This is a genomic window from Arthrobacter sp. TmtSoilC51 (assembly GCF_055388015.1).
Map to the genome: position 1 here is coordinate 1,025,555 of NZ_AP035877.1, position 14,509 is coordinate 1,040,063.

General features: G+C 61.8%; 14 protein-coding genes. 10 read left to right on the plus strand and 4 right to left on the minus strand.

Annotation, left to right across the window (positions count from 1 at the left end):
* Positions 1-14: 14 nt before the first annotated feature.
* From ACZ5G6_RS04880 to menE, 3 genes are read left to right on the plus strand one after another with little or no spacing between them, the layout of a single operon-like run.
* Positions 15-470: a MaoC family dehydratase gene (locus tag ACZ5G6_RS04880; protein ID WP_498689803.1), complete on the plus strand. Its 456-nt coding sequence runs from the start codon at positions 15-17 to the stop codon at positions 468-470.
* A gap of 50 nt (positions 471-520) precedes the next feature.
* Positions 521-1,846 carry an MFS transporter gene (locus tag ACZ5G6_RS04885; RefSeq protein ID WP_498689805.1) on the plus strand — a complete coding sequence of 442 codons (1,326 nt, stop codon included), beginning with the start codon at positions 521-523 and terminating at the stop codon, positions 1,844-1,846.
* A gap of 13 nt (positions 1,847-1,859) precedes the next feature.
* Positions 1,860-3,410: an o-succinylbenzoate--CoA ligase gene (gene menE / locus ACZ5G6_RS04890; protein ID WP_498689807.1), complete on the plus strand. Its 1,551-nt coding sequence runs from the start codon at positions 1,860-1,862 to the stop codon at positions 3,408-3,410.
* Positions 3,411-3,549: 139 nt separating this feature from the next.
* Here the strand turns inward: menE and ACZ5G6_RS04895 are convergent, their stop codons facing one another.
* Positions 3,550-3,771 carry a hypothetical protein gene (locus ACZ5G6_RS04895; RefSeq protein WP_498689810.1) on the minus strand — a complete coding sequence of 74 codons (222 nt, stop codon included), beginning with the start codon at positions 3,769-3,771 and terminating at the stop codon, positions 3,550-3,552.
* A gap of 146 nt (positions 3,772-3,917) precedes the next feature.
* Here ACZ5G6_RS04895 and ACZ5G6_RS04900 point away from each other — a divergent pair, with 146 nt between their 5' ends.
* The 6 genes from ACZ5G6_RS04900 (at position 3,918) to ACZ5G6_RS04925 (ending at position 10,410) form a co-directional block, all read left to right on the plus strand.
* Positions 3,918-6,830 carry a helix-turn-helix transcriptional regulator gene (locus tag ACZ5G6_RS04900; RefSeq protein WP_498689811.1) on the plus strand — a complete coding sequence of 971 codons (2,913 nt, stop codon included), beginning with the start codon at positions 3,918-3,920 and terminating at the stop codon, positions 6,828-6,830.
* Between the two features lie 178 nt (positions 6,831-7,008).
* On the plus strand, positions 7,009-7,503 hold the full coding sequence (locus tag ACZ5G6_RS04905) for a DUF805 domain-containing protein (protein ID WP_223935976.1): 495 nt from the start codon (positions 7,009-7,011) through the stop codon (positions 7,501-7,503).
* A gap of 119 nt (positions 7,504-7,622) precedes the next feature.
* On the plus strand, positions 7,623-8,858 hold the full coding sequence (lhgO, locus tag ACZ5G6_RS04910; RefSeq protein WP_498689814.1) for an L-2-hydroxyglutarate oxidase: 1,236 nt from the start codon (positions 7,623-7,625) through the stop codon (positions 8,856-8,858).
* 90 nt (positions 8,859-8,948) lie between these two features.
* The gene (locus ACZ5G6_RS04915; RefSeq protein ID WP_498689816.1) at positions 8,949-9,143 is read left to right on the plus strand and encodes a hypothetical protein; all 195 of its coding nucleotides are present in this window, start codon (positions 8,949-8,951) and stop codon (positions 9,141-9,143) included.
* A gap of 124 nt (positions 9,144-9,267) precedes the next feature.
* Positions 9,268-9,570: a DUF4193 domain-containing protein gene (locus ACZ5G6_RS04920; protein WP_223935978.1), complete on the plus strand. Its 303-nt coding sequence runs from the start codon at positions 9,268-9,270 to the stop codon at positions 9,568-9,570.
* A gap of 294 nt (positions 9,571-9,864) precedes the next feature.
* Positions 9,865-10,410 carry an AMIN-like domain-containing (lipo)protein gene (locus ACZ5G6_RS04925; RefSeq protein ID WP_498689819.1) on the plus strand — a complete coding sequence of 182 codons (546 nt, stop codon included), beginning with the start codon at positions 9,865-9,867 and terminating at the stop codon, positions 10,408-10,410.
* Between the two features lie 86 nt (positions 10,411-10,496).
* Here the strand turns inward: ACZ5G6_RS04925 and ACZ5G6_RS04930 are convergent, their stop codons facing one another.
* Genes ACZ5G6_RS04930 through ACZ5G6_RS04940 form a run of 3 tightly spaced genes read right to left on the minus strand, consistent with a single transcriptional unit; the run spans position 10,497 to position 14,107 of the window.
* Entirely contained in the window at positions 10,497-12,044 is a 1,548-nt protein-coding gene (locus ACZ5G6_RS04930) for an APC family permease (RefSeq protein ID WP_223935980.1), read from the minus strand.
* Between the two features lie 12 nt (positions 12,045-12,056).
* Positions 12,057-13,082, minus strand: coding sequence for an agmatine deiminase family protein (locus tag ACZ5G6_RS04935; RefSeq protein ID WP_498689822.1), 1,026 nt, complete (start codon positions 13,080-13,082; stop codon positions 12,057-12,059).
* Positions 13,079-14,107, minus strand: coding sequence for a nitrilase-related carbon-nitrogen hydrolase (locus ACZ5G6_RS04940; RefSeq protein ID WP_498689824.1), 1,029 nt, complete (start codon positions 14,105-14,107; stop codon positions 13,079-13,081). The genes ACZ5G6_RS04935 and ACZ5G6_RS04940 overlap by 4 nt, the downstream gene beginning before the upstream one ends.
* Positions 14,108-14,263: 156 nt before the next feature.
* Between ACZ5G6_RS04940 and ACZ5G6_RS04945 the strand changes: the two genes are divergently transcribed.
* Entirely contained in the window at positions 14,264-14,485 is a 222-nt protein-coding gene (locus tag ACZ5G6_RS04945; RefSeq protein WP_223935983.1) for a hypothetical protein, read from the plus strand.
* The last annotated feature ends 24 nt before the right edge of the window (positions 14,486-14,509 follow it).

Genomic DNA, 14,509 nt, shown 5'->3' on the forward strand with positions numbered 1-14,509 from the left:
GCCAGGAGGCAACGATGCCCAATCTCGTCGTCGATTTCGACACCCTGCTCACCATGACCGGCCAGGACCTTGGCACCACCGATTACCGCGAAATCACCCAGCAACAGATCAACCTGTTCGCGGACGCCACGGACGACCAGCAGTGGATCCACGTTGATCCCGAGCGCGCCAAGGACGGCCCGTTCGGTGCTCCGATCGCCCACGGTTTCCTGACGCTTTCCCTGATCATTCCGTTCTGGGGCGAGCTGTTCGACGTCGACGGCGTTACCACCAAGGTCAACTACGGCCTGGACAAGGTCCGCTTCACCTCCCCGGTCAAGGTCGGCTCCAAAGTCCGCATGCAGGCCACTATCGCCGAAGTCACCGAGGTCAAAGGCGGCGCCCAGATCAAGGTCAACGCCACCATCGAGATCGAAGGCCAGGAACGCCCCGCCGTCGTAGCCGAGTTCCTCGCCCGTTTTTACAAGTAGGAACCCCTTTTACAAGTAAACTCCCCACCCCTCCTCCCCAAGGAACAGCCATGTCAGGACACACTGCGCTCGCACCTCTGAGCACGGCCGCCAAGCGCAAAGAAGCGCGCACGGTCATCTTGTCCAGCTATCTGGGCAGCACCATCGAGTTCTACGACTTCCTGCTGTACGCAACGGCCGCGGCGGTCGCTTTCCCTAAAGTCTTCTTCGCCGGCACGGATGAATGGGTGGGCGTCGTCGCCGCCTACGCCACGTTCGCCGCAGGCTACATAGCAAGACCCTTGGGCGGCATCATCTTCGGCCACTTCGGCGACCGGATCGGCCGCAAGGGTATGCTCATCGTCTCCATGGCAATGATGGGCATTGCCTCCACGCTCATCGGCCTGATTCCCGGCGCCAGCGTGATCGGCCCCTGGGGTGCGGTCATCCTGGTGGTCCTGCGGGTCTGCCAGGGCATCGCGGTTGGCGGCGAATGGGGCGGGGCCGCGCTGATGGCGCTGGAGCACTCCGATCCCAAGCGACGTGGCTTCGCGGCGTCATTCGTCAATGCCGGTGCGCCTACCGGGGCCGTGCTTGGCACCGTAGTGATGGGTATTTTCTCCGCATTGCCGCAGGACGCATTCCTCGCGTGGGGATGGCGGGTGCCGTTCCTGCTGTCCTTTGTGCTCCTGATTGTGGGCATGTTCGTTCGCCTGCGGGTCTCGGAAAGCCCGATCTTCGCCGAGGCAGTGGCCAAGGAAGGTGCCCAAACCACCAGGCGCAAGATCCCGCTGCTTGAAGTGCTGCGCCGCCCCAAGGCACTGATCATGATCATGTTCGCAGGTGCCGCAGGCTTCGGCCTTCAAGTTGTGCTGCCAACGTTCTCCGTGACCTACGCAGTCTCCAAGGGTGCCCCGCAACAGGGCGTGCTCTATGCATTCGCGGGAGCCTCCGCCATCTCCATCGTGTTCGTTCTTCTTGGGGGCAGGCTGTCCGACCGATTCGGACGTCGGCCGGTCATGGTTGCGGGCCTCGCGTTGTTCATCGCCTACCTGTTCCCCATGTTCGGGATGCTTGGTTCCGGGAATGTCGGCCTGATCTTCCTGGCCTTCACTGTGGCGCTCGTCCTGCACTCGTCCCTGTACGGACCACTGGCAGCGTTTGTGTCGGAGCAGTTTGGGACCACGAACCGCTACACCGGCGCCGCCGTCGGATACCAGTTGGCCACGCTGATAGGTGCCGGCTTCACCCCCGGCATCATCGCGGGCCTGTACAAGGATTCCGGCCAGAGCATCGTCCCCGTGGTGGTGTTCCTTTCCGTCATGGCACTCGTCTCGATTGTGTTCATCCTGCTGACGCGGGAGTCTAAGAATAACGACCTCACTTCGGTCAGTTAGGAGTACCGCAAACATGGACAACAACGGAGTTGGATCCTGGCTGCACCGTCGCCGCACCAAGTCGGGACCCAAGACGGCCCTCATATCCGGGGCACGCACGCTGAGCTACGGCGAACTCGCCGAGCGGACAGACCGGCTGGCAAACGCCCTCAAGGACAGGGGAGTAGTCAAGGGGGACAGGGTTGCCTATTTGGGCGAGAATCATCCGTCCTTCGTGGAGACCTTCTTCGCCTGCGGGCTGCTCGGCGCGATCTTCGTCCCGCTGAACACGCGGCTCGCCGCCCCCGAATTGCAGTTCCAGCTGCAGGACTCCGGGTCACGGCTCCTGGTCAACGCCGAGGCCCTTGAGACCCTGGCGGCCTGTTCCGTGGAAGAAACCCCGGTGACCCATCGCCTGGTGGTGGCGACCGACGGCGCCACGGAAGGTTCCGCAGCTAAGCTGCCATCCGGCGTCGAACGCTATGACGAGGTGCTTCAAGCGGCAGTCTCGACGCCGCTGGATCAGGCTGTCAGCCTGGACGACGGCGCCATGATCCTCTACACCTCAGGCACCACCGGCAAGCCCAAGGGCGCTCTGCTGACGCACGGAAACATCACCTGGAACTGCATCAACACCGTTGTGGACATGGACCTGAACCGGAACGACGTCGCCCTGATGATCTCGCCGCTGTTCCACGTGGCCTCCCTGGACATGGGTTTGCTGCCCATGCTGCTCAAGGGCGCCACGGTGGTGCTGGAAACCAAGTTCGAGGCTGGCAGGGTGCTGGAACTCATCGGCCAGCACCAGGTCACCACCCTCAACGGAGTCCCCACCACGTTCCAGATGCTGTGCGACCATCCTGAATGGTCGACGGCGGACCTCAGTTCCCTGGACAAGCTCACGTGTGGTGGTTCGGCGGTTCCGCGGCGTGTCCTGGATGCCTACGAGGAGCGCGGCATTGGCTTCACGAGTTGTTACGGCATGACTGAGACGGCGCCCGGAGCCACCATGCTTCCTGTCTCAAGGTCCAAGGACAAAGCTGGATCTGCAGGCTTGCCACAGTTTTTCACAGACGTCCGCATCGCCGATTCCCTCGGCGGGCCCACGCCTGCCGGGCAGGTTGGTGAGATCCAGATCTCCGGGCCCAACGTGATCAAGCAATACTGGAACCGCCCTGACGCTACGGCGGAAAGCTACGCTGACGCCCACTGGTTCCGGTCCGGCGACATGGGCTTCCAAGACGACGACGGATTCCTGTTCGTTTCGGACCGCATCAAGGACATGATCATTTCAGGTGGCGAGAACATCTACCCGGCGGAAGTGGAAGCCGCGATTGCCGAGCTCGACGCCGTGGGGAGCGTTGCCGTGATCGGCATCGAAGACCCCAAATGGGGTGAGGTGCCGCGTGCCATCGTCACCTTGCGGGAGGGTGCCTCGCTCAGCGAAGAGCAGCTGCGCTCGCATCTGGAAGGGCGGCTTGCGCGCTACAAGATCCCCAAATCCGTGGTGTTCGTTGACGAGATGCCGCGAACGGCCAGCGGGAAGATCCGCAAAGTGGAGCTGCGCAAGCAGTTCGCGTCCTGACCCTCGCTCACATCCCGCGGTGTTTTCTGGTTCGCTCTCTCACATCCCGCGGTGTTTGGCCCGACGCTCTTTCACGTCCTGTCCGGGCTTGGCGGAAATCGAGGTCTTCACGGTTGCCTGGCGCTTGGTGCTTTGGCTGTCATTTTTGCTCCGGAATCCAGTAGGGTGCATCTACTCCTGCGCCAGTGAGGTCGTCACAGCGCACCAATTGAGTGCCGATTCGCTCGAGCAGGCAGTTGATATGGCTGGTGGTGTCCCTTTCGGGGACGTCGGCCGTTGCCGGGGCGCCGGGCAGCAGTGCGAAGAGGATGAGGAAGAGTGCGACGCCGGTACGCCGTACAGGGCTTGTGGGTGTGCGCATGGCTGGGTTCCTTTTGACGGTTCTTGTGCGTGACAACTTCACTCTGCGTCGCGCAGGATCCCACGGCATCCGGAAGACCTCCTTAATAGCGACCCAAATGACCCTTAGATCTATCCGCCGGTCATGCGGGGTGCGAAGCTGGAACGATGGCGATACAGGCCGACTCCAAAGTCCCCGGACTCGTGGGCCGGGTCGACGAACTGGCGGAACTCAAGGGGATGGTGGATGCTGTCCGAGCGGGAGCATCGAGGACGCTCATTCTGTCCGGCGACGCCGGTGTAGGCAAGACAGCCTTGGTTGGACGGGCCTGTGCCATGGCTGGCGAAAACGTGCTCGTTCTCAGCGGCGCCGCCCTGCCCTTGAGCTCCGTGGTGGTGCCCTATCAGGCCCTGCTTGCGGCGTTCCACGGCGTGACCCACCCTGAGATGCCAGCACCCTTCACCACTCACGGAACGGCTGAAACCCGCGTGGACAGTCCGATCTTCGTCGACGAGTGGCTCACGGCGTTGAGCAGCAAGCAGCCGGTGCTTCTGGTAATCGACGATCTCCAATGGACCGACCCAGGCACACTGGACATCCTGATGTTTCTCATTGCGGGGCCTGCCGAACGTTCTCTGGGCATCATTGCCACTGTCCGGTCCAACGATGCCATTGAAAGCCGCCCTCTTGAGCGGTGGATGACGGACATCCGCCGGCTCCCAAGGGTGAAACTCATGACACTGCGGCCCTTGGACAGGCCGGCGACGGCTACACAGATGGCTGCGTTGCTGGGTGCGCCACCATCGCAGCCGCTGGTCACAGAGGTCTTCGAGCGCTCTGCCGGGAATCCCTATTTCACGAGCCTCCTGGTCGAAGGCCTCGGCTCCCGTACGCACGGTCCAGGGCCGGGTCTTCCACCTGATTTGAAGGCTGCTGTGCTCAGATCATGGAGAGGTCTGCCCGAAGCGGCCCAACAGTTGACCCGGGTACTGGCTGTTGCCGGACGAGCTGTGGACGCCAATGAGCTACGCACTGTTACCCAGGGGTCCATCGCCGGGGACGTAATGATGCCCATGATTCACGAGGCGGCGGCCGCGGGCATCCTGGACTTGTTGCCTGACGGCACCTATTGGTTCCACCACCCTTTGATTGCCGAGATGCTCGAAAAGGGCATGGACCGCTGGGAGAGGCTCCGTTGGCACTCCGCCTTTGCGGATGCCTATGAGGATTCGTTGTTGCAGAATTCCGTGCGCAGCTCCCGGACGGTCGCTTTGCTGGCAGAACATCACTATCACGCCGAACGCTGGGAGCCTGCATATCGTTGGGCGTTGCTGGCAGCCAGCAGAAGTGTGCATGACGGAAGTGGGGAAGACGCACTCAGAATGCTACAGCGAGCAGTCTTCCTTCGAGACAGGGTGTCCGCAGCGGCGGAAGGTCCCCGTGAACTGTGGGCCCAGGTCCGGGGCGCAGCGTTCCGCGCTGGAAACCATGCAGCGGAACTTCAGGCCGTGGAGTCTCTTCTTTCGCTCACTGACGCATCGGTAGAGCCACTGGAGACGGCAGTTTTGCTGGTCAGACGGATGCACCTCCGCATGTCAACCGGATTGGCATTCTTCGACGTGGCGGACATGGAAAGGGCTGTGCAGCTTTCTTCGGCCGATCCTGAAAGCTGGCAGCATGCCCTGGCCTTGGCTGAGCACGCGCACGCCGCCTTATGGCTGGATCGCGATGGCGGAGCCATGGAGGCAGCGAAGGCACTGGCCGTGGCCCGGCTGACAGGCAACCCAGTAGCTATGTCCTACGCCCTCACGGTGGCCGCAATGGTGGAGGTCTTTGCCAAACACCAAGTTGAAGCCTTCAACCTGGCCGCGGCTGCGGCGGCGGAAGCGCTCCAAGCCCAGGACTACTGGGGGTACCTCCACGCGGTGGCCTGGCTTGCGAACTCCCAGGAAAGCTGGATCAGCGAACAATACGCGGTGGTCCTCCGCCACGCCCGGGAGGAGCTGGCCCGCCATGGGGCTCCCCATGCGTACGCATCCAAGATCGCAGCCGATGAAGCCGCCAGCTTCCTGGCCATCGGGTCCTGGCAAGAGGCCCAGACCGCGCTGCGATTAGCAATAAGCCTTGACCCGGGACCCATGGGAGATGTGAGCGCAAGGCTAACGGCGGCAAGGCTGGATGCATTGCAGGGGAGGACGCAGGATGCCTTTGCCCATTTGGCATGCGCCGAAGACGTGAACGGCCACAGCGACGCCTACGTCAACCTCAATTTCGCAGCAATCCGTTCGGAGCTCAACGCCATGGCCGGCCGTCCGGAGGCCTCGCTTGAGGCTGCGATGACTGGTGCGCTGCGTCCCGGCCCGCCACCAACAATGTGTGAGTGGTTGCTGCCCCTTGCCGCCAGGGCACTCGCAGATCTCGCCCAGAGAGCTAAAGACGATGGCAGGTCCATGGCTGGCATCTTGACTGAAGTAGACCAACTGGAGGAGCGCTTTCCGAGTGTTTTCAACGAGCCCGGAGAGCAATCCGAGCTGTATCAACACCAAGTGCTGGCCTTCGGACGACTTTATGCGGCGGAACTGGGCCGCGCTCGCGCAGAAAAAGCGAACGCGGTGGCATGGCTTCACGCAGCGGACGCGTGCAGGGATGCTTCTTTGGCGTGGGAACATGCCTACTCATGCCAGCGGGCGGCCGAAGCGCTTCTCATGCATGGTCACGGCGGGAGGGCCCAAGTCTCACAGATCCTCCGCCGGGGACTCCAGCTGGCCATGGACTTGCAGGCCGTTCCCGTGCAACGGGCGTTGGAACAACTCGCAGTCCAAGCAAAGATTTCGCTGGCGCCGGTCACCAGCCGGGCAATCCTCACGAGCGGAATTCCCTACGGACTCACAGCTCGCGAAGCCACCATTCTGGATCACGTCGTCGCGGGCAGAACTTACAAGGAAATCGCCGGGTTGCTGTTCATCAGCGAGAAAACAGTGAGTTCGCACATTTCCAACCTGCTGAGGAAGACGGGTACGGCCAACAGGTTCGATCTTGCCAGGATGGTACTCACCAGGACCGACGGCCGGGCTATTTGAGGAAATCGTATGAAGATCCGGGCCGTCAGCTGTCGACATATTCCGTCAACGGACTAAATCCCGGTTAATTTTGTCCATCGATCTGCATAAACTCCTCGGAGAGCACTACGATGAGCAACGACTCTTCACTGAGTTTGGTCTTATTGCATCATTCACACCTAAACCCCGGGGGAACACCTTGAGCTACCAGCAACAGCCGCAACACACCCAACCGTATGCTGCACAGACCGGCGAACCGCCGCTGTGGGCTCCCTACTATGGCGCACCCATTGGCGCCGCTGTAAAGCGTTTCTTCACGAAGTACACGGTCTTCACCGGCCGTGCGAGCCGCAGCGAATACTGGTGGTGGGCACTGGTTGCTGCCGTCATCGGTTTTGTCCTCCAGCTCCTCACAACCATCCTTGGTGCAGCTGGCGCGACGGTCTCGGCAAATGGAACTGCAGTACCCGGGCCTGGCGCAATCGTAGGGTTTATCCTCCTGGGCATCTTCGGCCTGGCAACGGTCATTCCTTCCATTGCGCTGATCGTCCGCCGTCTGCACGATGGCAACTTCAGCGGTTGGCTCGCCCTGGTCGGTCTCGTTCCGTTCCTTGGTGGCCTGGCCCTGCTGGTCCTGATGCTCCTGCCGTCCAACCCGGCCGGCCAGCGCTTCGATCAGCCCAGCGCTGTCTAGCAATTCACCCAATACCTCAAAGGGGCGGCACGCCAAGTGCCGCCCCTTTGACGTGCCCGGGGCACTCCGTGGAATGCTGGGGAGTGATGCGGACCCATCCCCAACGACGAGGAGTGCCCATGTCTGCTGAAATCGAACCGTCTGGCGATATCAAACCGAAAAACATCAAACGCTGCGCGGTCATTGGCGGCGGGATCATCGGCGTGGCTGTGGCCCGGGAACTATCCAACAAACTCGACGGCGTCCAGGTCACGGTTTATGAAAAGGAAGACCAGCTCGCCAAGCACCAGACCGGCCACAACTCCGGTGTGGTCCATGCCGGGCTCTACTATGAGCCCGGCGGACTGAAGGCCACGCTGTGCCGCAGGGGAGTGGAACTGCTTCAGGAATTCTGCGCCACCAAGGATCTGCCTTACGAGGCCTGCGGCAAGTTGGTGATCGCCCAGACCCCCGAAGAATCGAAGCGACTGGAGAACATCTTCGCGCGGGCCACGGCCAATGGAGTGCCCGGGGCGCGAATGCTGCGCGGTGACCAGATACCCGAGGTGGAGCCGAACGCCGTCGGGCTTTCTGCTTTGCACTCGCCGGAAACGGCGATCGTGGACTACGCGGCCATTACCAATGCGCTCGCCGACGACGTCCGTGACGCAGGCGGGCAGATTCGGCTTGGATCGGAAGTGACCTCGCTGGAACAGCAGGGGAGTGGCGTCATAGTCCGCACGAAGGATGGGAGCGAACACTACGATCTCGTGGTGGCGTGCGCCGGGCTTCAATCGGACCGTTTGGCGAAAGCCACCGGCGAGCCCGCAACGCCGCGCATCGTTCCCTTCTTTGGGCAATACTTCCTCCTCGGAAAGGAAACCCGCGAAAAGGTCAGAGGCTTGATTTATCCCGTTCCGGACCCCAAGCATCCCTTCCTTGGCGTGCACCTGACCAAAAGAATCGACGGCGAAATGATGCTGGGCCCCAATGCATTCATCTCCTTCGGCCGCGAGGCCTATTCCTGGAAGGCCGTGGATGTGCGCGACATCCTCAGTTACGCGCTGTTTCCTGGGTTCTGGAATTTTGCCCGTCAGAATGTGCCATCGGCGGTCCGTGAATTCCAGACCGTTGTCAGTACGAAGAAGTTCATCAAGGAGGCGACGCGCTTTGTTCCGTCGTTGGAGGGGGCCACTATTCTTCCCGGCACACGCGGCGTCCGCGCCCAGGCCATGAACGCTGACGGTTCCTTGGTGGATGATTTTGTGATTTCACGACGCCGGGACACGGTTTTGGTACGGAACGCACCGTCACCGGGGGCGACGTCGTCGATGGCCATTGCGGAGTACATCGTGCAGCAGGCACTCAAGAACTGACCGGCCACGATTTAGACAGCACGCGACGATTTAACAAGTCCGTGACGCTGGCGAAACCGTCCCCGAACCGGCGCTGGATACCGTTGCCGCATGATCGGATCCTTCCTAGCCGGAATCGGTGCCCACATTGGCTCGTGGATTGAGGCTGCGTACGTTCTGGACTGCGCTGACCCGGAGGCAGGATATGCGCAGGACTGGACGTGGTTGCCGGCGCTTAGCGGGGTCACGGTTGCCAGTGCGCAGGCCATCCAATCCCACTCCAAAATGGTTCACCGTAACCCATAAAGGTTGGCTTGAAAGCTGCTGAATGTTGTTTTGGGCACACTTTTCGTCCAACGCGGATGCTATGCCCTAAACTGCTTCACTGAGGTGCCTGAAATGGCACTATGCAGCAACGAAAGCGAACCCAATGGCTACTGATTACGACGCGCCCCGCAAGACAGAAGAAGAGTCTCCCGCTGACTCGCTTGAGGCCCTTCAGGCGTCCCGCGGCACTGGTGCCCAGACTGCAGTCATCGACATCGACGAAAACGATACTGCGGAAGGTATCGACCTCCCGGGCGCCGATCTTTCCGGTGAAGAACTGACCGTTGTGGTGGTCCCCGAGCAGTCTGACGAATTCACGTGTTCTTCCTGCTTCCTGGTCCGGCACCGGTCCCAGGTTGCCTTGGAAAAGAACGGCCTTAAGTACTGCAAGGACTGCGAGGGCTGATCCCAGGCACCGCAAATGTTCGAGCCCCGTCAGGCCGGAGAATGGTCGGATGGGGCTTTTGCGTGCCCGCAGCCCTTTGTAACGCCCAGGTTTCGTTATCTTCGATTACGAACCAAGGCATGAAGACCCTCAATACGGTCCCTAAGAGGGCAGAAAAATGCGCCTCGATGACTTTCCTGTGACCACCCCGGAGTCGTTTTAACGGTTGTGCGCCGAAGAGGCCACAACCCATCCAAACCACCGAACGCACTCCTACTGTTGAAGTATCAACTTCGCCTGAAGGGGGCACAAAAAATGAGGAAATTTGGAGCGGGTTTGGCAGCAGTCCTTGCGGCTGCCGGATTCGGTCTGGTGGCACCGGGGCCGGCCTCGGCTTCACCATATTGCGGAATCATGTGGGGTTCGCTGGCCAAGGCGGACGCCGACATGAGCTCCGCCAACGTCACCAACGTCCGTACGGGCCAACAGACCTGTTACGACCGCCTGGTGATCGATATGGCCGGCAAGGTGGCAGGCTATTCAGTGCAGTATGTTCCTGTGGTGATCCAGGACGGATCTGGCTTCGAGATCCCGCTGCTTGGAGACGCGGACCTGCAGGTGACGGTCACGGCTCCCTCGTACAACCAGAACGGCCAACTGACGTACGCTCCGGCTGCGAAGGCCGAGTTGTCCAACGTGTCCGGCTATCAGACGTTCCGTCAGGTTGCCTACGCCGGCAGCTTTGAGGGTTATACGAGCGTCGGCTTGGGTGTCCGTGCGCGGCTTCCGTTCCGCGTCTTTACATTGGACGGGCCCGACGGCGGTTCCCGCCTTGTGGTGGACGTCGCCCACCGTTGGTAGTGCTCACCCAGAACGCCGAAGAGCGGCCAGTTCGCCGGAACTATCCGGCGAACTGGCCGCTCTTCTGCGTTGTCGCAGTTCTTCAGCTACTCGGGCACCACCAGGGCAGGGGTGTCCTTGCGGATGGTCTCACCGCGGAAGAAACCGGGACGGACGCGGGACATGATCAGCATGAACACGGCACCCAAAGCAAGGATTCCGATGCCGAGCACAAACACGAGCCCCACTCCGAAGATTTCCGAACCACTTCCAAACTCCGGGGCCCAGCTATCCACTGCGGTCTGCAGGAAGACGACGAACAGCCCGACGCCACCCAGCAGTGGGCAGAGGAGCCGCAGGAAGAAATTGCGGGCACTGGAGAACACGCTGTTCCGGAAGTACCAAACACAGGCGATCGCCGTGAGTCCGTAGTAGAAGCAGATCATCAGGCCCAGGGCCAGGATGGTGTCGTTGAGGACGTTCTCGCTGATCACGTGCATGATTGCGTAGAAGCCCGCGGACAGGACGCCCGCCGCAATGGTGGCGAAGCCCGGCGTCGAGAACTTCTTGCTCATGTGGCTGAAGCGGTTAGGCAGGGCGCCGTAATGCGCCATGGCCAGCAGGCTGCGGGACGGCGAGGTGAACGTCGACTGCAGGGAAGCCGCCGAGCTGGAGAGTACGGCCAGGGACATCAGGATCGCGAACGGACCCATGACCGGAGACGCGAGGGCCGTGAAGACGTTGGCGTGGTTTTCCTCGTTGTTCAGGCCGATTCCCGTGTCTCCGACGCCTGCGAACATCATGGTGGCGATGGTGACGAGGAGGTAAATGCCGAGCACGATGACGGCGGTCAGGGTGCCGGCGAGTCCCGCGGTCTTCTTTCCGTTGGCGGTTTCCTCGTTCACGGTGAGGCAGACGTCCCAGCCCCAGTAGACGAAGATCGAGAGGGAGATGCCGGCTGCGATCTGGCCGAAGGTTTCAATCTTGGTGACGTCGAACCAGTCCCAGCTGAACGGAACGGCAGTCTCGGAGGTGGACCAGTTGGCGAACGCCATGGCAACGAACAGGCCAAGCACCAGCAGCTGGAAACCGACCAAGCCGTACTGCACGATCTTGGTGGTGTGCAGGCCACGGTAACTCACCCAAACGGCCAATGCTACAAAGACGAAGCAGGTGGCAACATTGAGTACCTTGTTCGAGGCGAGGTCGGCGAGCTCGGGCGAGCCCGTAACCTGCGCCAGGAACAGGTAGAAGAAGTCCACAGCGACGCCCGCCAGGTTGGACAGGACGATGATGTTGGCCGCGAGCAGGCCCCAGCCGCCCATCCAGCCCACCCAGGGGCCGAAGGCTTTGGTGACCCACGTGAAGGTGGTGCCGCTGTCCGGGGAATCTGCATTGAGCTCCCGGTACGCCAGTGACACCAGGATCATCGGGATGAACCCGATAAGGAAGATCACGGGCAGTTGCAGCCCGGCTTCGTTGACGGTTGGACCAAGTGCGCTGGTAAGCGTATACGCCGGGGCGATGGTTGAAATGCCAAGAACGACGACGGCGAGGAGCCCCAACTGCCCCGTCTTCAGTCCCTTGCCGCTAATGTCGTGCGACGTGCCGGCCGGGCTGGTGCCTGCGGCCGTGCTACGGATTGTCTGGCTCATGAAGGGCCCTTTCTAGATGGCCGTAGGCTGCTGCTGCGTAATGCAGTGGATGCCGCCGCCCCGGGCAAAGAGTTCGCGCGCGTCAACACTGACTACGCGGCGTCCGGGGTAGGCGTCGGCGAGGATGCGGAGTGCTTTCTCGTCCATGGGGTCATTGAAACTGCACGCGATGACCCCTCCGTTGACCACGAGGTGGTTGATGTAGCTGTAGTCCACATAACCTTCGTCGTCGGTAAGGGCTTCCGGGGCGGGAACTTCGATGATGTTCCAGTCCCGGCCTGCTGCGTCATGGGTGGTGCGGAGGAAGTCGATGATTTCCCGGGAGACGGTGTAGTCCGGGTGTTCCGGGTTCTGCTGGGAGTGGACCAACAGTGTGCCGGGGCTCGGGATCGCAGCCACAATATCGACGTGGCCGCGCGTGCCGAACTTCTCGGAGTCGCGGGTGAGGCCACGTGGCAGCCACACCACATGCGTGGCGCCGATCGTGCGGGCAAGTTCCCCTTCGACGTCGGCTTTGGTAAGGCCCGGATTGCGGCCTTGGTCAAGCTGTACGGTCTCGGTGACCAGGACGGTGCCTTCGCCATCAACCTGGATGCCGCCGCCCTCGTTCACGATGCCTGACGGGATGTGGTGGGCATCGGCGCGACCGCTGACCTCCGCCGCGATGAGGGAGTCCTTGTCCCAAGCAGCCCAATCCTGGCCGCCCCAGCCGTTGAAGATCCAGTCCACGGCACCCAGCTGCTTGTTGGCATCGAGCACGAACGACGGCCCGATGTCCCGCATCCAGGCGTCGTTGAGCTCTGCGGTGAGTACCTCGACGCGAGGGTCCAGGTAGCGTGCGGCGGTATCGACGTCGTCGGGGTGAACCACCATGGTGACCGGTTCAAACTCGAGTATGGCATTGGCGACCGCAGCCCACGTGGACCGTGCTGCGTGCGCCTCTTCCTCGGTGTCACCCAAGGTGTAGCCGCCAGTGGGGAAGGCCATCCAGACGCGATCCTGCGGGGCAGTCTCGGATGGCATGCGCCAGGCGCTCATGCGGACACAGCCTGGTATGGCGTGGCCTCGGCCGTGGAGCCGAGCGGCGCGTTGGGGTTTACAGGTTCGGTGAGGCGGCCGTACGTCTCCGGACGGCGGGTTGCCAGGAATGGGAAGAGCGTGAGCCAGTCCTTGCGCTGGTCCAGGTCAAGGTCTGCCACCAGCACGGCTGATTCGTCGCGCGGCGCCTGGACCAGGATGCGGCCGTAGGGATCGGAGATGAAGGATGAACCGTAGAAGTTCAGCGTGCCCTCGCTGCCGTAGCGGTTGGGGGCAATCATGAACAGGCCGTTGGCGATGCCGTTGCCCACGATGACCTGCTGCCAGAGCGGCTGGGTGTCGAAGTCCGGGTGGTCCGGCTCCGAGCCAATCGCGGTGGGGTAGACCAGGATCTCTGCTCCGCCCAGGGAGTACATACGGGCGAGCTCGGGGAACCATTCGTCCCAGCAAGTGGGCATGCCCAGGCGTGCGCCCCCGAGTTCGGCAGGAGCGTGTACTGCATAGGCGTCCTCGGCGGCCGGGCCTTTGCGGAAGAACTTGTCCTCGTAGTACCCGGCTGTGACGGGGATGTGGAGTTTATGGGTGCGTGCGACGAGTTCGCCAGCGGGGGAGACCAGGATGGCGGTGTTCAGTCCCAAGCCATCATCGGTGCCGTCCGGGTTTTCTGCACGCTGGTAGAGAGATGCGTGGACAGAGACGCCGTACGTCCTGGCAGCCTTGGCAGCGAACGTGAAGGTGGGACCAGTCAGCAGGTCCTCGGTGATGTCCGAGGGGCGGATACCAGCGGCCGGGTTGTTCTCCGGACGGGTGTCTGCCGGGTAGCGGGAGAGCGTCAGCTCAGGCAGGAAAACAACACTGGCTCCCAGCTTGGCTGCGCGTTCGATTCCCTCGTTCAGTTCGGCATGCAGGACTGCTTCGTCAGCGTGCCAACGGTGCTGAACGACGCCGACCCGCAGCGGGGTGCGGGTGGACGGTTCGGTGCGGGCCAGGGAAGTCGGGGCTTCGAGGCGGGTAATTTCAATCATGGTGGCATGTACTCCGGTGAGACGACAGTCACTAAATGAATAGCGTTCATTTAGTATGGCGGTAGTCACGGCTGGATGCAAGGGGGTACCAAATAGCAGTCGACTTCCGGCCCGTGTGCGAGGACGATTAAAGGACAACCACAAAGGAGGTTGGGTATGTGCTACTCGTACTATGAGGGTTATGAGAGGCGCACGAAGAAGGACTCCGCGCGCACGCCAGAGATGCACAAGCCTGAGACAAGCAAGGATCAGGCACCTGAGGCCCCTGCCGAGAAGCGTCCGCAGACAGAAGGAACCTTGTGGACTTTCCTGGCCCGCCGTCGCAGGGAATTTGAGGTTTCAGAACCGAAGATCGACCGCATCCGCGAGAAGGTCTAGGCATCGGTCTAAGCAAAGACCCCG

What these genes read in the sequence shown, in the direction of transcription:
- ACZ5G6_RS04885 (WP_498689805.1), top strand. Translation starts at nt 521, where the DNA reads ATGTCAGGACACACTGCGCTCGCACCTCTGAGCACGGCCGCCAAGCGC.
- ACZ5G6_RS04940 (WP_498689824.1), bottom strand. Translation starts at nt 14,107, where the DNA reads ATGATTGAAATTACCCGCCTCGAAGCCCCGACTTCCCTGGCCCGCACC.
- menE (WP_498689807.1), top strand. Translation starts at nt 1,860, where the DNA reads ATGGACAACAACGGAGTTGGATCCTGGCTGCACCGTCGCCGCACCAAG.
- ACZ5G6_RS04930 (WP_223935980.1), bottom strand. Translation starts at nt 12,044, where the DNA reads ATGAGCCAGACAATCCGTAGCACGGCCGCAGGCACCAGCCCGGCCGGC.
- ACZ5G6_RS04880 (WP_498689803.1), top strand. Translation starts at nt 15, where the DNA reads ATGCCCAATCTCGTCGTCGATTTCGACACCCTGCTCACCATGACCGGC.
- ACZ5G6_RS04900 (WP_498689811.1), top strand. Translation starts at nt 3,918, where the DNA reads ATGGCGATACAGGCCGACTCCAAAGTCCCCGGACTCGTGGGCCGGGTC.
- ACZ5G6_RS04925 (WP_498689819.1), top strand. Translation starts at nt 9,865, where the DNA reads ATGAGGAAATTTGGAGCGGGTTTGGCAGCAGTCCTTGCGGCTGCCGGA.
- ACZ5G6_RS04915 (WP_498689816.1), top strand. Translation starts at nt 8,949, where the DNA reads ATGATCGGATCCTTCCTAGCCGGAATCGGTGCCCACATTGGCTCGTGG.
- ACZ5G6_RS04935 (WP_498689822.1), bottom strand. Translation starts at nt 13,082, where the DNA reads ATGAGCGCCTGGCGCATGCCATCCGAGACTGCCCCGCAGGATCGCGTC.
- ACZ5G6_RS04895 (WP_498689810.1), bottom strand. Translation starts at nt 3,771, where the DNA reads ATGCGCACACCCACAAGCCCTGTACGGCGTACCGGCGTCGCACTCTTC.
- lhgO (WP_498689814.1), top strand. Translation starts at nt 7,623, where the DNA reads ATGTCTGCTGAAATCGAACCGTCTGGCGATATCAAACCGAAAAACATC.
- ACZ5G6_RS04945 (WP_223935983.1), top strand. Translation starts at nt 14,264, where the DNA reads ATGTGCTACTCGTACTATGAGGGTTATGAGAGGCGCACGAAGAAGGAC.
- ACZ5G6_RS04920 (WP_223935978.1), top strand. Translation starts at nt 9,268, where the DNA reads ATGGCTACTGATTACGACGCGCCCCGCAAGACAGAAGAAGAGTCTCCC.